Below are 18,109 nucleotides of genomic sequence, written 5' to 3'. Positions count from 1 at the left end.
GAAGGCGCGCGCCGGCTCGGGGAAACCCAGTCGCGAATGGTGCCAGCACGGGGCTGGCCGGTGCGCACCCGCTCCCGGACAAATGATTGCCGCCATCGTAGAGCGCAGTCCGCCTCCATTTGCATCGCCCATTCGCACCAATGGAACAAGCTCTTAAGTTCAATACATTAAAGGCGTCGTAACTTGTCTTGTCGGGCAATGCAGGCTAAGTTGGCAAGACAACGCGCGCCAGGCAAGTACAACGGCGCGCGACCGCGCAAGGTGGATCGGCGCCGCACACTGTTCGGATGGGGTTCCAGGGCGCGCCGGTCCCGTAAAGGGGGCGACGCGCTCGGTCGGGAGGCGGGATGTTGCATTCTTTCTTCTTCGAGACGGCTGCACGGCAGCCCCGCGACCACGCCTTGTGGGTCGACGGACGCTTTTACGCTTATGAGGAACTGCGCGCGCGCGCGGGCCGCGTGAGTGCCGCGCTGGCGGCGCATTCAGGCGACGGGAGCCGCAACTGCATCCTGTTCGCGCACCGCAGCGTCTGCGCGTACGCCGGCCTGCTCGGCGTGCTCGCCGCCGGCATGGCCTACGTGCCGTTGCACCCCAAATTTCCCCCGGCACGCAACGCCGCCATCGTCCAGCGCTCAGGCGCGCGCGTGATGGTGGTCGATCGCGCATGCGCAGCGCAGCTTGTTGCGTTGATGCCGTTGCTGCCGCCGTATCTGCGCATTCTCTTGATGGATCCCGAGTCGCTGCCGGCAACCGGGTGTCCGGGAGGCGGCGCGCGTTTCGCCCCGTTGCCGCCGGCGCCCTTGTGCATGACCCGCCTGGGCCGCCCGTGACCGTTTCAGGCGATGACCTCGCCTACCTGATCTTTACCTCCGGCACCAGCGGGCCGCCCAAGGGCGTCATGATCCCGCACGCCAGCGCTGCGGCCTATGTCAGCGCGCAGATGCGGCGCTTTCCATGCGAGCCTGGCGCGCGCTTTAGCCAGTTCGCCGATCTCACCTTCGATTTCTCGGTGCATGACATGCACGTTTGCTGGGCGAACGGAGGCTGCCTGTATGTGCCATCTCTGCAAGATCCGCTCTACCTGGCCGGCTTTATCCGTGAACACGGGATTACCCACTGGGCCAGCGTGCCCTCCGTACTGGCGTTGATGCAGCAGTTCCGCAAGTTGACGCCCGGCGCGTTTCCCAGCGTGCGGATGACCTTGATGGGGGGCGAGGCCTTGCCCAAGACGCTGGCGCGGGCGTGGTCGCGGGCGGCGCCGAACACGCGCATCGTCAACGGCTACGGACCCACCGAGGCGACGGTGATCATGCTCACCTTTGAGCTGACCGAGACTTTTCTTGCCGATGCGTCGCGTCCCGCGGTGCCGCTCGGCAAGCCATATGCCGGGGTCGAGCTGATGATTGTCGACGACGCGCTTGCGCCGGTGCCGCCCGGCGCGCAGGGCGAACTGCTGATCGGCGGCGCGCAGCTTGCCAAGGGCTATCTGCGCGCCAACCCGCTCGACGCGCAGCGCTTCTTCACACGCACCTATCCCGGGCGGGCGTGCAGCCGCTGGTATCGCACCGGCGATGCCGTGGCCGAATCGCCCGATGGGTTGCTTTACCACGGCCGCATCGACATGCAGGTGAAGATTCGCGGCAACCGCGTGGAATTGCAGGAGATCGAGCAGGTCGTGCAGGCTGCCAGCGGCAGCGCGCAGTGCGCCGTGCTGGCGTGGCCACTGGATGACGCCGGCAAGCCGATAGGGCTGATCGCCTTTGTGCAGGCATCGGGCGACGCAGCGCTGGGCGAGCTCGGCGCGCGCATGGCGCGGATCCGGCTGGCTTGCAGGCAGAGCCTGCCGGTCTACGCGCAACCGGATCGCATCGTCTGCCTCGACGGCCTTCCCATGAACGTGAACGGCAAGATCGATCGCGGCCAGTTGCAGGCGCGTTGCGAGCGCCTGGGCGTTGCTGCGGGGGCGCACGGCAGGCCAGGCGCAAGGCGTTTGCGCCATGACGCCGCTGCACTTCGACGGATGTTTTGGCTGGTACCACCCGGCCCAGGGACAGCGCGCGGTGCTGCTGTGCAATGCGATCGGGCACGAAGCCTTGTGGACGCATGCCGGCCTGGCGCGGCTAGCGGAGCGGCTTGCGGCCCAGGGCGTGCCTGTGCTCAGGTTCGACTATCCAGGCACCGGTGACTCCGCCGACCCTGACCATGCCGGCGCGCCGGCGCCGGGCGCGTCCTGCATCGACGCCTGGCTTGCCGGGATCGGCGCCGCTGGCAAGTTGCTCAGGCGCATGTCCGGTGCCCAGGAACTCGTGCTGCTGGGCGTGCGCGGCGGCGCCTCGCTGGCGGCGCTGGCTGCCGAGCGCCGCGTGGCCGGGCTGCGCGTCGATGCGCTGGCGCTGCTTGCGCCCGTGGCGAGCGGCAGGATGCTGGTGCGGGAGATGAAGATGATCGCACAGACCTGGCGCTCGCTTGCTGGCCGCGCGGTGGAGTCCGGGCCTGCGCCTGGCACTGGCCAGCAAGCGGGCATCGACATCCTTGGCATCCATTTCTCAGGCGCGGTGGTCGATGGCCTTGGCGGCCTCGACTTGCTCGATGCGCCACGCGCGCCCGCCCCGAGAATCCTGGTCGCAGGCGGGGAGCCCCAGGTTGACCCGCTGGCGCACCACTACGGCACGCTGGGCGCGCAGGTGCGGGTGGTGCCTTTCCCCGAGGTGATCGACTGGTTGCAGGATCCGCTGCATGGCACCCCGCCGGAGGCGACCTTCGCGGCGGTGGCAGGCTGGATTGCCGATATGGCGCCAGCGGCACCGGCTGGCGAGCCTGGCCCAGGGGGCGGGGCGATGGTGGCTGCAGAGGCCTCTTGCCTGTGCTCCGGCGAATGGATGGAAACGCCCGTGCGTTTTGGCCAGGGCCTGTTTGGCATGTTGTGCGAGCCGCTCGGGGCGCGCATCGAGCGGCCGGCCGTGCTGATCAACAATTCCGGCGGCACGCATCACGTCGGTGCCGGCCGTTGCGGCGTCATGCTGGCGCGCCGGCTGGCGGCGCGCGGGGTTGCCTCGTTTCGCATCGATGTGCGGGGCATCGGGGACGCATCCGTTGGCGCGCAGGCCATCGCGGCCGTGCCGGCCGATCCGGACGGATACCGCGATGCCATCACCGCCTGCGACTGGTTGCTTGCCCACGGCCATCGCGAGGTGGTGGCCTTCGGCGTGAGCTATGGCGCCAATGTCAGCCTGCATGCCGCGGGCGCGCACCCGGGCGTGGTGGGCGCCGTGCTGGTCAACCTGCAGCGCTTGTTGCGCCGGGAGCCGTTCACACGGCCCCGCTGGCTGATCCATGGCCGCAGCGCACCCACGGCAGAAGAGGGCACGCCCGGCATCAACGCGGCATCGGTCCTTCCCAAGCCTGCCGCGCACGAGCAGTGGGAAATCGAGGACTTGCTCCGGACGCTCGACGCACGCGGCACGGTCCTGCGCCTGCTGTTCGGGCCGGACGATCCCGGGCCTTTCGAGCTGGCGCGCTTCTTCGGGCCAACGCTGGCTGGCCTTGCCGGCTTCTCGCAGTTGCAGATCGAGACCGTCGCTGGTCTTGACCACGGCATGCTGAACCCGCCCGGGCGGGCACGGGTGATCGACTATTGCGTCGACCTGTTATGTGGCCCCTTGCATCCGGGGGCGGACCTGCGAGATCGGCTGCAACGCATTGCCGAGCCGTGGCGTCGCATGCCGGATTGCCGGGGAAGGTGCGGCTGACAGCGATCCGCGCATGGAAAAGGGACCAGGTTGCCCGGCAGGCCCAGCGCCAATCCTGCGCCGCGCGGAGCAGGGCGGCTAGAATGGCTGACTTTTTGGTCGCGGGGCATGCAGTGACGTCATGCAGTGTCCCGCTTACCTTGCCAGGGGCCGCTGATCCTGACCGGATGGTCCCTGCCAGCCATGGCAAAGCATGAATCCCACTTCCCTGAACGAACTCCAAGTTGCGCATCCGGCTTTTGGCAAGATGCTCGATGACCTGATCCGCGACGCGGGTGGCCCCGGCTTCATCTGGCAGCTGGCGGTCCTTGCTGCCTGCCTGGCTGTGGCCTGGCCATTGGCGAGATTGATCGTCAAGCGCCTCGAAGCCCGCTACGCCGGATCCAGCTTCTCCCTGCGCTTCGCCGCGGCCAGCCTGGAGCGCGCCATGTTCCCGTTGTTCGGCTGGCTGCTGGTGATGGGCGCGCGCTTCGGGCTGGCGCCGATGATGTCCATCAGCGTGCTACGGCTCGCATTGGTGCCTCTTTCCGGCATTACCTTCCTCTATTTCGCCTTCTACATCTTGCGTCGCGTGATGTCGGGCAATGGTCAGCTGCACGGCATGCTGCTGCTGGTCGAAAAAGTGCTGACTACCCTGGTTTGGGCGGCGATGGCGCTTTATGTGCTGGGTTTGCTGTGGGATGTGGTGCACTGGATGGACGGCATCCGCTTTTCACTGGGCGGCAAGCAGAAGATCAGCCTGGCAGACACGCTGGTGGCCGTGGTGTGGATCCTGGTCACCGTGCTGGTGGCCATGTGGTTCGGTTCGTGGCTGGAGGAGCGGCTGATGCGCTCGAGCGGGCTGGACAGCAACCTGAAAGTGGTCCTGTCCCGGATCTCCAAGGCGCTGCTACTACTCGTTTCCCTGTTGCTGAGCCCGTCGCTGGTCGGCATCGACCTCACCGTGCTGTCCGTGTTTGGCGGCGCGCTGGGCGTTGGCCTGGGGCTGGGCTTGCAAAAGATCGCTAGCAACTACATCTCCGGTTTCATCATCCTGCTCGACCGCTCGGTCAAGCTGGGCGACCAGATCACGGTCGATAAATACACGGGGATCGTTTCGCAGATCCGCACGCGCTACACCGTGGTGCGCAACGGCGATGGCGAAACCCTGGTGCCGAACGAGCAACTGGTGGCGCAGGCGGTACAGAACCACTCGTTCTCCAACACCAATGTGCGCGTTGCAACCCGTGTTCAGGCCGATTACGCGGCGGATCCGGAAATGGTGCTGGCCTTGCTGGTCGAGGCCGCTCAAGGCATCCCGAGATTGCTGGCACAGCCGGGGCCGTCGGCATTTCTGGTGCTGTTCGGCGACAATGGCATCGAATATGAGCTGGCTGGTTATATCGCCGACCCGCAGAACGGTAAGCTCGGCGTGCAATCGGCGATGAACCGGGCGATATGGCGGAAGTTCAGGGAACATGGCATCTCGATCCCGTATCCGCAGCGCGAGGTGCGCGTGCTGGGGAAAGCGGGAGTCGACGGCAGTGACGAATCCACAAAAGAGGCTCAAGCAGCGCATATTGGGCTGCCGGGTGCCATGACTGGCGCCGCGTCGTGAGTGTTCACGGGGCGTTTAGGCCACCTTATGGAACAATCCGTGTTGCTTAACATCAAACTGAGGGAAAAAGCGGATGTCCGCTCGATGCGGTTCCGGTAGAATCCTAGGTAGTTGCGGGTTCATTCGAAAGGCGCGTTTCGTTCGGATGACTTTGTTCGACCTCCCGCCCCCACCAGACAGCCGCCAGATTGCAGCGGCTCGTGTCCAGTCCCGCCGCAGGCAGCAGTTTTGCCCAAGGCGCCAGACGCGCATGCCTTGGGGGCTCCGGCGAGTGCCGGGGTTTCAGGCAGGCGCCATATGACGCAATCATTGAATTTGCAGGCCTTTTTCTGCACCTTGTTTGCGGCTCGCCTTGTCGCGCCGCACTGAATGCCCCTGTTTAATCGACGGAGAACAGTTTGTTCGACACTATTCTTGACTGGGCCGCTAATGGCCTCGCCAACTGGTCCTGGTGGGAGATCGTGATCTACACCCTCGTGGTGACGCACATCACCATCGCGGGCGTGACCATCTACCTGCACCGCTGCATGGCGCACCGGTCGCTGGATCTGCACCCTATCGTTTCGCATTTCTTCCGTGGTTGGCTGTGGCTGACCACCGGCATGGTCACCAAAGAGTGGACCGCCATTCACCGCAAGCACCACGCCAAGTGCGAGACCGAAGACGATCCCCACAGCCCGCAGACCCGCGGCATCCGGAAGGTGCTGCTGGAAGGCGCGGAGCTGTATCGCGCCGAATCCAAGAACAAGGAGACCATCACCAAGTTCGGTCATGGTACGCCGGACGACTGGGTCGAGCGCAATGTCTACTCGCGCTTTGGCTGGCAAGGCGTTGGCCTGATGCTGATCGTCGACGTCGCCCTGTTCGGTGTGATCGGCCTGAGCGTATGGGCCGTGCAGATGCTGTGGATCCCGATCCACGCCGCCGGCATCATCAATGGCCTGGGCCACTGGTGGGGCTATCGCAATTACGATTGCGAGGACGCTTCGACCAATGTTTCGCCGTGGGGCATCATCATCGGCGGCGAAGAACTGCACAACAACCATCACACCTACCCGACGTCGGCCAAGTTCTCGATCAAGTGGTACGAGTTCGACATCGGCTGGGGCTACATCCGCGCCATGCAGGCTGTCGGCCTGGCCAAGGTCAAGAAGACCCCGCCCAAGGCTCGCCTGGTGGATGCCCGCCCGGTTGACCACAACACGCTGGAAGCCATCATTGCCAATCGCTATGACGTGATGGCGCGCTATGCCAAGGCGGTCAAGAGCGCCTACAAGCAGGAACTGGAAAAGCTGAAGGAGGCCCGTGTGGCCGAGTACAGCAGCTTCAAGCCCGCTCGCAAGTGGTTCCACCGCGAAGAAGCCAAGCTGGCCGATCCGCAGCGCCAGCAACTGGCCAGCATCGTGGAGCAGAACAAATCGCTGCATACCTTCGTGGAAATGCGCCGCGAGCTGGCCGCGATCTGGGGCCGCTCCAACCTGACGCGCGAACAGCTGCTGGCGCAGCTGCAGGCCTGGTGCCACCGCGCCGAGGCCAGCGGCATCCAGGCACTGCACGATTTCTCGCTGCGCCTGCGCCGTTATGCCTGATGCGGGCTGATGCCCGAGCTGGCGTGGCCTGATACAATTTAGCTCGCCCAAAAGCCCCGCCACTGGCGGGGCTTTTGTTTTCGCTAAACTCCCCCAATATCAGGGCCAGCGGCGATAGCGGGATACCAAGCGGTATCCGAGGCGCGCTGTCCAAGAGGAGTATCGGAGATGACCCCCAAACGATCAAAGCCGTCGAGTTCGAGAAGCCGAACCTCTCGACGGAGTCCCCCGAAGGCGGCAGCTGTGTCGCCCACGCCTGGGCCAAAGTGCCTCCCGTGCTGTCGGCACAGGAGCGCACGGCGCTCAAAGCGCGCATCAAGACTCTGCTGAAGCAACGTAATGCGGTGCTTGTAGCGCACTATTACGTCGACTCCGACCTGCAGGACCTGGCCGAGGAAACCGGCGGCTGCGTGTCGGACTCGCTGGAGATGGCGCGCTTTGGCCGTGATCATCCGGCCAAGACGCTGGTGGTGGCCGGGGTTCGCTTCATGGGTGAGACCGCCAAGATCCTCAGCCCGGAAAAGACCGTGCTGATGCCCGACCTCGACGCAACCTGCTCGCTAGACCTGGGCTGCCCGTCCGACGAATTCGCCGCGTTCTGCGATGCGCATCCCGATCGCACGGTGGTGGTCTATGCCAACACCAGCGCCGCCGTGAAGGCGCGCGCCGACTGGATGGTGACCTCCAGCATCGGCCTGAAGATCGTCGAGCACCTGCACGCGCGTGGCGAGAAGATCCTGTGGGCGCCGGACAAGCACCTGGGCGGCTATATCCAGAAGCAGACCGGCGCCGACATGCTCTTGTGGCAGGGTTCCTGCCTGGTGCATGACGAGTTCAAGGGCATCGAGCTGGACCTGCTGCGCCGCGAGTTTCCCAACGCCAAGATCCTGGTGCATCCGGAGTCGCCGGCCAATGTGGTCGAGCAGGCCGACGTGGTGGGCTCGACTTCGCAGCTGATCGCCGCGGTAAAGGAACTGGACGCCCGCGAGTTCATTGTCGCGACCGACAATGGCATCCTGCACAAGATGCGCCTGGCAGCGCCCGACAAGCGTTTCATCGAAGCCCCCACCGCCGGCAACAGCGCCACCTGCAAGAGTTGCGCGCACTGCCCCTGGATGGCGATGAACGCACTGACCAACCTGGCCGAAGTGCTGGAGAACGGTCATAACGAAATCCATGTCGACGCGGATATTGGCCGCCAAGCCGTGACCTGCATCGACCGCATGCTCGACTTCGCCGCGCAGCAGAAGGCCAATGTGCGGCCCAAGGCCGACCTGGCCAGCGAGCAGGCCTTGTTCAAGGGAATCGGCCCGGCATGAGCAGCAATCCAAACGTGAATTCCGTGAATTCGAGCGTGAACGCTATTTTCGACAGCTATGGCCCGGCGCTCGCCGAGGCGCTCCAGGCCAATGTCAGCGCAGCTATTGCCGAAGATGTCGGCAGCGGCGACCTGACCGGCATGCTGGTGCCCGCCGGCAAGCCGGCGCGGGCGCGCGTGATCGTGCGCGAGCAAGCCGTGCTGTGCGGCCAGCCGTGGTTCGAGGCGTGCATGCGCGCGGTCGATCCTGCCCTTCAGGTCGACTGGCAGCAGGCCGAAGGCGCTCGCATGGCGCCGGACTCGGTGGTCTGCGAGATCACTGGCCCGGCCCGCTCGCTGTTGACCGGGGAGCGGCCGTCGCTGAATTTCCTGCAGTTGTTGTCCGGCGTAGCAACCGCCACGCGCCGCTATGCCGACCTGGTCGAAGGCACCCGGGCGCGCGTGCTGGATACCCGCAAGACATTGCCGGGCCTGCGCCTGGCGCAGAAGTACGCGGTCAGGGTCGGTGGTGGCGACAACCAGCGCCTGGCGTTGTACGACGGCATCCTGATCAAGGAAAACCATATCGCGGCGGCCGGCAGCATCACCGCTGCCATGCAGGCAGCGGCCGCGCTGGATGCGGGTGTGTCGGTCCAGGTCGAGGTGGAAAGCCTGGCCGAACTGGAAGAGGCATTGGCGGCTGGCGCGAAGTCGATCCTGATCGACAACTTTACCGAGGCGATGATGGGCGATGCCGTGCGTATCAATGCAGGGCGTGCCTTGCTGGAAGTCTCGGGTGGCGTCAATGCAGACACCATCCGTGCTTTCGCCGAAACCGGGGTGGACCGGATCTCGGTAGGGGCGCTGACCAAGGATGTGCGCGCGACGGATTATTCGTTGCGGATCATCGAGTAGGCAAGATCGGCCCGGAGCATAAAAAGCGCGCCAAGGCGCGCTTTTTTATGGCGAGAGGCCAGCGAGGCTTACTTGGCCCGTTCCCGCTTGAACTCCGGCTGCATGACCGTTGGCAGCGCCTTCGGCAACGTCTCCGGATAGTCGCGGCTGAAGTGCAAGCCGCGGCTCTCATGGCGCGAATACGCGCTATCCACGATCAACGAGGCGACTTCCACCAGGTTACGCAGCTCCAGCAGGTCGCGGGTGACCCGGAAGTTGGCGTAGTACTCCGCGATCTCCTCGCGCAACAGGGTGATGCGGTGCTGGGCGCGCTCGAGCCGCTTGCTGGTGCGCACGATGCCCACGTAGTTCCACATCATGCGGCGCAACTCGTCCCAGTTGTGCGAGACGACGACTTCCTCGTCGGCATCCGCCACGCGGCTTTCATCCCACTGGGGCAGCGCGATGTCCGGTTGCCCAGCCTTGTCCTGCCCGGCAATGTCGAGGGCCGCGGCGCGCCCGATCACCATGCATTCGAGCAGCGAATTGGAGGCCAGCCGGTTGGCGCCATGCAGGCCGGTGCAACCGGTCTCGCCCACCGCATAGAGGTTGGACAGATCGGTGCGGCCAGCGGTGTCGGTCACCACGCCGCCGCAGGTATAGTGCGCCGCCGGCACCACCGGGATGGGTTCGCGGGCGATGTCGATGCCGAGTTCCAGGCAGCGTGCATGGATGGTCGGGAAATGCTCGCGCAGGAAGGACTCGGGCTGGTGGCTGATGTCCAGGTGCACGTAATCCAGGCCACGCTTCTTCATTTCGAAGTCGATCGCGCGCGCCACCACGTCGCGCGGAGCCAGTTCGGCGCGCTCGTCATGTTCCGGCATGAAGCGGGTGCCATCGGGCAGCTTCAGCAGGCCGCCTTCGCCACGTACGGCTTCCGAGATCAGGAAGGACTTGGCGTAGGGGTGATACAGGCAGGTCGGGTGGAACTGGATGAATTCCATGTTCGACACCCGGCAGCCCGCGCGCCAGGCCATGGCGATGCCGTCGCCGGTGGCCGTGTCGGGGTTGGTGGTGTAGAGATAGACCTTGCCCGCGCCACCTGTCGCCAGCACGGTGTGGGTTGCGGTAATGGTTTGCACTTCGCCGCTGGCGTCGTCCAGCACGTAGAGGCCGTAGCAGCGGTTGCCCGGCAGGCCAAGCTTGCGCGAAGTGATCAGGTCCACCGCGAAGTGGTCCTCGATGATCGTGATATTGGGATGCTGGCGCGCCTGCTCGCTCAGGGTGGACACGACGGCATGGCCGGTGGCGTCCGCCGCGTGGATGATGCGCCGGCGGCTATGCCCGCCTTCGCGCGTCAGGTGGTAGCCGAGTTCCGCCTGGTCGTCGCGGGTGAACGGCACGCCGCGGTCGATCAGCCACTGGATGGCTTCGCGCCCATGCTCGACGATGTAGCGCGTGGCGCTGTCATCGCAAAGGCCGGCGCCCGCCACCAAGGTGTCCTGCGTGTGCTCATCGTGGCTGTCGCCCGAGTCCAGGACAGCGGCAATGCCGCCCTGGGCCCAGTCGCTGGCGCCTTGCGTCATGGCACGTTTGCAAATGATGACAACCCGATGGGTGTCGGCCAGTTGCAGCGCGACCGTCAGACCGGCCAGTCCGCTGCCGACAATGGCGACATCGAAGTTCATGGTGCGAGAGACGCGCGCGGCACGCGGTCGGGAGGCAGGAAAGCTGGAAAGTGTACACCGCCAGCGGGCTCGCGTGGGCAAGCAAGCAGCGTGGGGCAGGGCGTCGAGAGGCGTCGGCTGCGCAATGCGGCGTTTGCGGCCCGAAAAGCAAAAACCCCGCCTGGGCGGGGTTTCTACCGACATGCCGCGCGATCGGCATGAGGAAGACAGGATCAATTACTTGATCTTGGTTTCCTTGTACGACACGTGCTTGCGGGCGACGGGATCGAACTTCATGATCTCCATCTTTTCCGGCATCGTGCGCTTGTTTTTGGTGGTCGTGTAGAAGTGACCCGTACCTGCAGTCGACTCCAACTTGATTTTATCGCGTCCGCCTTTGCTGGCCATGATGTGCTCCTAATTAGACTTCGCCACGTGCGCGCAGATCCACGAGCACGGTGTCGATGCCTTTCTTGTCGATCAGGCGCAGGCCGGCGTTCGAGACGCGCAGGCTCACCCAGCGGTTTTCCGATTCAACAAAGAAACGACGATTCTGCAGGTTGGGCAGAAAACGACGCTTGGTCTTGTTGTTTGCGTGGGAAACGTTGTTGCCGACCATCGGCGCTTTCCCGGTCACTTGACAGACGCGTGCCATGAAGCACTCCTAACTCTTCTACGTGGACAATGTTCGCAACAGATCAACAAAAGGCGCGCTGGCCCGGACTGCAGCGGTTGAGACTTCAGCAAACGAACATTATAGAACGGAAAGCACTAGTGAATCAATGCCTTCTCTCGTTTACCATTCAGGGGTGTGCATCCGTGCGGTGCGCATCACAACGCGCATCGCATCTTGCATCACAGCTGGCCGTGTTCGGCGAAGGAGTGGATGTTACTACCTGCGACGATGAAATGGTCAAGAACTTGCACGTCGATCAGGGCCAGGGAGCGGGTCAACGCGCGGGTCATGGCGAGATCCGCGGCGCTGGGCGTGGTGTTGCCGGACGGGTGGTTGTGCGCGACGATGACCGCCGCGGCGTTATGTGCAAGTGCCTTTCGTGCTACTTCTCGAGGATAGACGCTGGTCTGGGTCAGTGTGCCGCGAAACAGCTCCTCGCTGGCCAGCAGGCGGTTGCGGGCGTCCAGGAACAGGCACAGGAACACTTCGTGGGCCAGCCCCGCCAGTGACAGGCGCAGATAGTCGCGCACCGCCGTGGGGAATCCAGTGCCCCGGGCAGTTGCAGCTGTTCGCCCAGCGCTCGCCGCGTCAGCTCACGGGCCGCCTGCAACTGCGCGTACTTGGCGCCGCCAACGCCCTTGACGCGGGCCAGTTGCGTCGCGTCGGCCGCAAACAGGCCGCTGAGCGTGCCGAAATCATTCAGCAGCTCCCGGGCGATGTCAACGGCACTCTTACCCGCCACGCCCACGCGCAGGAAACGGCGAGCAGTTCGGCATCTGAGAGCGTAGCGGCCCCGCCGCTGAGCAGTTTCTCGCGTGGCCGCTCATTGCTGGGCCAATCGGTAATGCGCATGGCACGATCCCCTCGGAACAATGGCACCGCGGAGAAGGCGGCGCTCGGTCGAGTCGCTTACAATACGGGTTGTTGACTGGTTGAGCACCTATGACTTTGCAAACTTTTGCTTCCGGCCCGAAGGACGGGGACGGCACCGTGGATGGCCGCAAGACCGTGCAGGCGGACTCCTTCCTGACCCTTCACTACAGCATCTCCATGGAGAACGGCACTGAGATCGTCAGTACCTTCGCGGAGAAGCCCGCCACGCTGCTGCTCGGACAAGGCCAGTTCGCGCCTACACTGGAGCAGGCGCTGCTGGGGATGCCGGAGGGCGAGCGCATGACTTACCGGCTGGCGCCGGAGCACGCCTTCGGCCCGCGCAATCCCGAGCTGCTGCAACGGGTTTCGCTGGCGACGCTGCGCGAGAACTCTTCATTTGAAGAGGACTACGCCCCGGGCGACCTGGTTGAGTTCAATGCGCCCGGCGGCGGTAAGTACGCCGGTGTGCTCAAGGAGATCGGCACGACGTCGGCGCTGTTCGATTTCAACCACCCGCTGGCCGGACAGACCATCCTGTTCGATGTCCAACTGATCGGCATTCTCTAAGCAGACCACCGGCCGGCCTCGTGCCGGCACCCATGAGTCGAATCCTTGCATGTCTGAACCCACCACAGCCCCCGATGCCGAGATCCTGATGGCGCAGCCGCGCGGCTTTGCGCCGGCGTGGATCGCGCCATCGAGATCGTCGAGCGCGCCCTTGCACGCTACGGCGCGCCGATCTACGTGCGCCACGAAATCGTCCACAACGCCTATGTGGTGGAAGACCTGCGCCGCAAGGGCGCGGTCTTCGTGCAGGAGCTCGAGGAAGTGCCGCCCGGGTCGACTGTGATCTTCAGTGCGCACGGCGTCTCCAAGGAAGTGCGCGCCGATGCCGCCGTGCGCGGCCTGAACGTGTTCGATGCCACCTGCCCGCTGGTGACCAAGGTGCACGTGGAAGTCGGCAAGATGCGCACCGAGGGCTGCGAGATCATCATGATCGGGCACAAGGGCCATCCTGAAGTCGAGGGCACCATGGGGCAGGCTGAAGGCGGCATGCTGCTGGTCGAGTCCTCCGCGGATGTCGCCAAGCTGCACGTGGCTGATCCCGAGCGCTTGGCATTCGTGACCCAGACCACGCTCTCGGTGGACGAAACGCTGGAGATCGTCGCCGCGCTCAAGGCGCGCTTCCCGCTGATCCGCGAGCCCAAGAAGCAGGACATCTGCTATGCCACCCAGAACCGCCAGGATGCCGTGAAGTTCATGGCACCGCAGGTTGAGGTGGTGATCGTGGTGGGCAGCCCCAACAGCTCCAACTCCAACCGCTTGCGCGAGCTCGCGCAGCGCCTGGGCGTGCCGGCCTACATGATTGATTCGCCCGATCAGCTCCAGCCGGAATGGATCGCGGGCAAGCGCCGCATCGGCCTGACCGCCGGCGCCTCCGCCCCCGAGGCGCTGGCACAGGCCATCGTCGCGCGCCTGCACCTGCTGGGTGCGCGCAACGTGCGCGCGCTGGACGGGATCGAGGAGAAGATGTCGTTTCCCTTGCCGCGCGGCCTGCAACAGGTCACGCCCGCCTGATCAGCGTGATCCACACCTGATTGTCTGGCAAGACGGCCCGCTCTCGCGGGCCGTTGCTTTTTGCGCTGCCGCTTGCGCTGCCGTTTGCGCTCGGCAGGCACCCCTCCGTCGCACCGGTTGCACGCCGTTGCGCACCATTCTCTCGCCAGGGTTGCACCAAGATATAGCACCCTATATTGCCTGCCATCCCTTGGATAATGCACAAGCCCGGTGCGAACGGCCTTATACCTGTCTGTCCAAAAAGACAAATAAGGGAAATCCCTGTAATTGGGGATTTCCCTATTATGGTGCCGGTGCACCCGTTCCTCGTATTTGAATGAGCTGGTTGATATTAAATGAAACACCTATTTAATACGCGGCCCGCCGGAGTGACTTGCAAGCATCAAAGCTGCCCTGTGGCACGCGGTAGGCACGAATCTTGTTAGTATCAACGGCTAGCCTCCATGTAGGCGGGAATTGCCCCAATGCGCGCATTGGGGAAATTCCCTAGCTCATTTGGTGGGTTAATCCTTCAGGTTGTTGCGTCGCATATTGCATCCGTTTAAAAAGGGAATACAATTCGCGCGTTTCAAATTGAAACTAAACTATGGCGGTTCAGGGGAAACGTCCGGGGGGCGTTGGTTTACCCTGATCATGTGAATCCTAGGAGATCACTCATGCAAATCACGTTTGCCAAGATTCTGCCGATCGCAGCCGCAGTGGCGCTGGTTACTGCTTGCGGCAAGAAAGAAGAAAAGCCCGCTGATGCGGCAGCATCGGCACCTGCCGCGGCGACCGCGCCGGCAGCAGGCAGTGGCGATGTCGTAGTCAAGATCGGCCATGCTGCACCGCTGACCGGCGGTATCGCTCACCTTGGCAAGGACAACGAAAACGGCGCCCGCCTGGCCGTGGAAGAAGTCAACAAGACCGGCCTGGAGATCAACGGCAAGAAGATCAAGCTGGAGCTGGTCGGCGAAGACGACGCGGGCGACCCGAAGACGGGCACCGCCGTGGCGCAGAAGCTGGTGGACGCCAAGGTCGTGGCAGTGGTTGGCCACCTGAACTCGGGCGTATCGATTCCGGCCTCCAAGATCTATAGCGATGCCGGCATCGTGCAGATCTCGCCGTCGTCGACCAACCCCGACTACACCAAGCAAGGCTTCAAGACCACGTTCCGCGTGGTGGCCACCGACGCCCAGCAAGGCCCGGCACTGGCCAACTACGCCACCAAGAGCCTGCACGCCAAGACCGTGGCCATCGTCGACGATGCCACCGCCTACGGCAAGGGCCTGGCCGACGAGTTCGAGAAGACCGCCAAGGCGTCCGGCGTGAACGTGGTGGCGCGTGAAGCCACCAACGACAAGGCCACCGACTTCAAGGCCATTCTGACCAAGATCAAGGGCAAGAAGCCGGACGTGATCATGTACGGCGGCATGGACGCCACCGGCGGCCCGTTCGCCAAGCAGGCCAAGGAACTCGGCATCAGCTCCAAGATCGTTGGCGGCGATGGCGTCTGTACCGACAAGGTGGCTGAGCTGGCCGGCGATGCCGTGTCCAACATCATCTGCTCGGAAGCCGGTCTGGCACTGTCCAAGATGGAGCAGGGCGCCGATTTCGACAAGCGCTACCAGGCTCGCTTCAATGCGCCGGTGCAGATCTACGCACCGTTCACCTATGACGCCGTCATGGTCGTCGTTGACGCCATGAAGCGCGCCAACTCGACCGAGCCGGCGGCCATCCTGGCCGAGATGCCCAAGACCAACTACAAGGGCCTGATCGGCAACATCGCCTTCGATGAAAAGGGCGACATGAAGGAAGGCACCATCACCTTGTACGAGTACAAGGACAAGAAGAAGACCGTCCTTGACGTCGTGAAGATGTAATCCGGGGCTTACCGGCCCATCCGAACGGCACCGCGAGTATGTTGCGGTGCCGTTTTTTAGCCTTGCCATACATGCAGCATCCTTACCATGGGTGGAGTAGGCAGGCCGCTTACCAGCAGAAAACGACACTACCAAACCACCCAACATATCAACGTCCCCCCGGCATCCACACCATGCCGAGGGAATTTGGACGGAAGCAAGGAGTTTTCATGGATATCCTTATCCAGCAGATCGTGAACGGTCTGGTGCTCGGCAGCATCTATGCGCTGATCGCACTCGGCTACACCATGGTCTACGGCATTCTCGGGATCATCAACTTCGCCCACGGCGACGTGCTGATGATCGGCGCCCTGACCGCCCTGTCAGCCATACTTGGCTTGCAGAAATTCTTCCCCGGCTTGCCGGAGTGGCTCACGCTGGTGATCGCCACGCTGATCGCCATGCCGGTCTGCGCCGTGCTGGCCTACACCATCGAGCGGGTGGCCTACCGGCCGTTGCGCAACGCGCCGCGGCTGGCCCCGCTGATCACCGCCATCGGCGTGTCCATCATCCTCCAGACGATGGGCATGCTGATCTGGTCGCGCAACCCGCTGACCTTCCCGCAGCTGCTGCCCTCGTCGCCGATCGATATCGGCTCGACCGGCGCCACCATCACGGGCAAGGAAATCGTCATCATCGGCATGGCGCTGATGGTGATGGCGGGCCTGCTGACCCTGGTCAACCGCACCAAGCTCGGCCGCGCGATGCGCGCCACCGCCGAGAACCAGAAGGTAGCGGGGCTGATGGGCGTGAACCCGAACTTCGTCATCTCGGCCACCTTCATGATCGGCGCCGCGCTGGCCGCGCTGGCCGGCGTGATGATGGCCACCAACTACGGCAATGCCCACTTCTACATGGGCTTCATCCCGGGCCTGAAGGCGTTCACCGCCGCGGTGCTGGGCGGCATCGGCAACCTGGCGGGCGCCATGGTCGGCGGCATGCTGCTGGGCTTGATCGAAGCCCTGGGCGCCGGCTACATCGGCGATCTCACGGGTGGCATATTTGGCTCCAACTACCAAGACGTGTTCGCCTTTATCGTGCTGATCACCGTCCTTGTCTTCCGTCCGTCCGGCATCATGGGCGAGCGGGTTTCCGAACGCGCCTAAGGAGAGAGAATCCATGAACACCCCGATTCCATCCTCGGCGGCGCAGGCTGCGCCGCTGACCAAGACGCCAGCCAAGACCATGGCCGCGTTGCTTGGCTTCCTGGTCATCGCCCTGTGCGCGCCGTTCCTGGTGCAGACGCTGGGCGGCAACTACTGGGTGCGCGTGCTGGACTTCGCACTGATCTACATCATGCTGGCGCTTGGCCTGAACATCGTGGTGGGCTTTGCCGGCCTGCTCGACCTGGGCTACATCGCCTTCTATGCCGTCGGCGCGTACATGATGGCCTTGCTGGGCTCGCCCCACCTGGCCAACCAGTTCGAGTGGATCCACCAGCTTTTCCCGAATGGCCTGCACCTGTCCATGTGGTTCGTGCTGCCGCTGGCGATTCTCGTGGCCGCCACGTTCGGCGTGTTGCTGGGTGCGCCTACGCTCAAGCTGCGTGGCGATTACCTCGCCATCGTGACCCTGGGCTTCGGCGAGATCATCCGGATCTTCCTGAACAACCTCGACCGCCCGCTCAACATCACCAACGGTCCCAAGGGGATCACCGCGGTGGACCCGGTCCACATCTTCGGCTTCAATTTCTCCAAGACGCACGAGATCTTCGGGCTGAAGTTCACGCCGGTGTTCATGTACTACTACCTGCTGGTGGTGCTGGTGATCGCCATCGTGTTCATCTGCCTGCGGCTGCAGAGACTCGCGCATCGGCCGCGCCTTCGTGGCCATCCGCGAAGACGAGATCGCCGCCAAGGCGATGGGCATCAACACCCGCAACATCAAGCTGCTGGCCTTCGCCATGGGCGCGTCGTTTGGTGGTGCGTCGGGTGCCGTGTTTGGCGCCTTCCAGGGCTTTGTCTCGCCCGAGTCGTTCGTGCTGTGGGAGTCCATCTACATTCTCGCCATCGTGGTGCTTGGCGGCATGGGCCACATTCCCGGCGTGATACTCGGCGGTGTCCTGCTGGTGGGTTTCCAGGAACTGCTGCGTGCCGTGGCGGAGCCGGCGCAGAACATGATCTTCGGCCATACCATCGTCGATGCCGAAGTGCTGCGCCAGCTGCTGTTCGGGCTGGCCCTGGTTGGCGTGATGCTGTATCGCCCGGCAGGCCTGTGGCCGTCGCCGCGCAAGGAAGACCGGCCGGTGATCCGCCGCCCGGGCAGCGTTGGCCGTTTCTGACCAGGAG

General features: G+C 64.1%; 13 protein-coding genes and 3 pseudogenes. 12 read left to right on the top strand and 4 right to left on the bottom strand.

What is annotated here, in order from left to right:
• Positions 1-347 precede the first annotated feature (347 nt).
• From OMK73_RS24510 to nadC, 7 genes are all read left to right on the top strand, one after another.
• Positions 348-830 (top strand): AMP-binding protein, encoded by a 483-nt coding sequence (locus tag OMK73_RS24510; protein ID WP_267604299.1) that lies wholly within the window; start codon positions 348-350, stop codon positions 828-830.
• Positions 827-2,185 (top strand): amino acid adenylation domain-containing protein, encoded by a 1,359-nt coding sequence (locus OMK73_RS24505; protein ID WP_267604298.1) that lies wholly within the window; start codon positions 827-829, stop codon positions 2,183-2,185. The genes OMK73_RS24510 and OMK73_RS24505 overlap by 4 nt, the downstream gene beginning before the upstream one ends.
• Positions 2,148-3,749 carry a serine aminopeptidase domain-containing protein gene (locus OMK73_RS24500; protein WP_267606504.1) on the top strand — a complete coding sequence of 534 codons (1,602 nt, stop codon included), beginning with the start codon at positions 2,148-2,150 and terminating at the stop codon, positions 3,747-3,749. The genes OMK73_RS24505 and OMK73_RS24500 overlap by 38 nt, the downstream gene beginning before the upstream one ends.
• A gap of 193 nt (positions 3,750-3,942) precedes the next feature.
• The gene (locus OMK73_RS24495; protein WP_267604297.1) at positions 3,943-5,346 is read left to right on the top strand and encodes a mechanosensitive ion channel family protein; all 1,404 of its coding nucleotides are present in this window, start codon (positions 3,943-3,945) and stop codon (positions 5,344-5,346) included.
• Between the two features lie 398 nt (positions 5,347-5,744).
• Positions 5,745-6,935 carry an acyl-CoA desaturase gene (locus tag OMK73_RS24490; protein WP_267604296.1) on the top strand — a complete coding sequence of 397 codons (1,191 nt, stop codon included), beginning with the start codon at positions 5,745-5,747 and terminating at the stop codon, positions 6,933-6,935.
• A 161-nt stretch (positions 6,936-7,096) separates the two neighbouring features.
• Positions 7,097-8,254 carry a quinolinate synthase NadA gene (nadA, locus tag OMK73_RS24485; RefSeq protein ID WP_267606503.1) on the top strand — a complete coding sequence of 386 codons (1,158 nt, stop codon included), beginning with the start codon at positions 7,097-7,099 and terminating at the stop codon, positions 8,252-8,254.
• Positions 8,251-9,147, top strand: coding sequence for a carboxylating nicotinate-nucleotide diphosphorylase (nadC, locus tag OMK73_RS24480; protein ID WP_267604295.1), 897 nt, complete (start codon positions 8,251-8,253; stop codon positions 9,145-9,147). The genes nadA and nadC overlap by 4 nt, the downstream gene beginning before the upstream one ends.
• A 68-nt stretch (positions 9,148-9,215) precedes the next feature.
• Here the strand turns inward: nadC and nadB are convergent, their stop codons facing one another.
• The 4 genes and pseudogenes from nadB to radC all read right to left on the bottom strand — a co-directional run bounded on the left by nadB (position 9,216) and on the right by radC (position 12,321).
• Positions 9,216-10,814 carry an L-aspartate oxidase gene (nadB, locus tag OMK73_RS24475; RefSeq protein WP_267604294.1) on the bottom strand — a complete coding sequence of 533 codons (1,599 nt, stop codon included), beginning with the start codon at positions 10,812-10,814 and terminating at the stop codon, positions 9,216-9,218.
• Between the two features lie 216 nt (positions 10,815-11,030).
• Positions 11,031-11,201, bottom strand: coding sequence for a 50S ribosomal protein L33 (gene rpmG, locus OMK73_RS24470; RefSeq protein WP_006157508.1), 171 nt, complete (start codon positions 11,199-11,201; stop codon positions 11,031-11,033).
• A 13-nt stretch (positions 11,202-11,214) separates the two neighbouring features.
• The gene (gene rpmB, locus OMK73_RS24465; protein WP_006157507.1) at positions 11,215-11,448 is read right to left on the bottom strand and encodes a 50S ribosomal protein L28; all 234 of its coding nucleotides are present in this window, start codon (positions 11,446-11,448) and stop codon (positions 11,215-11,217) included.
• A 200-nt stretch (positions 11,449-11,648) separates the two neighbouring features.
• Positions 11,649-12,321 (bottom strand): annotated as a pseudogene (gene radC, locus OMK73_RS24460) (RadC family protein).
• Between the two features lie 90 nt (positions 12,322-12,411).
• Here radC and OMK73_RS24455 point away from each other — a divergent pair.
• The 5 genes and pseudogenes from OMK73_RS24455 (at position 12,412) to OMK73_RS24435 (ending at position 18,102) form a co-directional block, all read left to right on the top strand.
• Complete coding sequence (locus tag OMK73_RS24455; RefSeq protein ID WP_267604293.1) at positions 12,412-12,909, top strand: FKBP-type peptidyl-prolyl cis-trans isomerase; 498 nt, start codon at positions 12,412-12,414, stop codon at positions 12,907-12,909.
• Between the two features lie 49 nt (positions 12,910-12,958).
• Positions 12,959-13,920: pseudogene (gene ispH / locus OMK73_RS24450) on the top strand (4-hydroxy-3-methylbut-2-enyl diphosphate reductase).
• Between the two features lie 656 nt (positions 13,921-14,576).
• Complete coding sequence (locus OMK73_RS24445; RefSeq protein ID WP_267604292.1) at positions 14,577-15,782, top strand: branched-chain amino acid ABC transporter substrate-binding protein; 1,206 nt, start codon at positions 14,577-14,579, stop codon at positions 15,780-15,782.
• A 209-nt stretch (positions 15,783-15,991) separates the two neighbouring features.
• A complete protein-coding gene (locus OMK73_RS24440) occupies positions 15,992-16,927 on the top strand; it encodes a branched-chain amino acid ABC transporter permease (protein ID WP_267604291.1) in 936 nt (311 codons plus the stop codon).
• A gap of 13 nt (positions 16,928-16,940) precedes the next feature.
• Positions 16,941-18,102, top strand: a pseudogene (locus OMK73_RS24435) (ABC transporter permease subunit).
• The last annotated feature ends 7 nt before the right edge of the window (positions 18,103-18,109 follow it).

The organism is Cupriavidus sp. D39 (assembly GCF_026627925.1).
Classification (GTDB): Bacteria; Pseudomonadota; Gammaproteobacteria; order Burkholderiales; family Burkholderiaceae; genus Cupriavidus; species Cupriavidus ulmosensis.
The sequence above is the reverse complement of the archived record's forward strand: the minus strand, read 5'-3'. Positions and strand labels throughout refer to the sequence as shown.

What these genes read in the sequence shown, in the direction of transcription:
- rpmB (WP_006157507.1), bottom strand. Translation starts at nt 11,448, where the DNA reads ATGGCACGCGTCTGTCAAGTGACCGGGAAAGCGCCGATGGTCGGCAAC.
- OMK73_RS24510 (WP_267604299.1), top strand. Translation starts at nt 348, where the DNA reads ATGTTGCATTCTTTCTTCTTCGAGACGGCTGCACGGCAGCCCCGCGAC.
- OMK73_RS24445 (WP_267604292.1), top strand. Translation starts at nt 14,577, where the DNA reads ATGCAAATCACGTTTGCCAAGATTCTGCCGATCGCAGCCGCAGTGGCG.
- nadC (WP_267604295.1), top strand. Translation starts at nt 8,251, where the DNA reads ATGAGCAGCAATCCAAACGTGAATTCCGTGAATTCGAGCGTGAACGCT.
- OMK73_RS24440 (WP_267604291.1), top strand. Translation starts at nt 15,992, where the DNA reads ATGGATATCCTTATCCAGCAGATCGTGAACGGTCTGGTGCTCGGCAGC.
- rpmG (WP_006157508.1), bottom strand. Translation starts at nt 11,201, where the DNA reads ATGGCCAGCAAAGGCGGACGCGATAAAATCAAGTTGGAGTCGACTGCA.
- nadB (WP_267604294.1), bottom strand. Translation starts at nt 10,814, where the DNA reads ATGAACTTCGATGTCGCCATTGTCGGCAGCGGACTGGCCGGTCTGACG.
- OMK73_RS24495 (WP_267604297.1), top strand. Translation starts at nt 3,943, where the DNA reads ATGAATCCCACTTCCCTGAACGAACTCCAAGTTGCGCATCCGGCTTTT.
- OMK73_RS24455 (WP_267604293.1), top strand. Translation starts at nt 12,412, where the DNA reads ATGACTTTGCAAACTTTTGCTTCCGGCCCGAAGGACGGGGACGGCACC.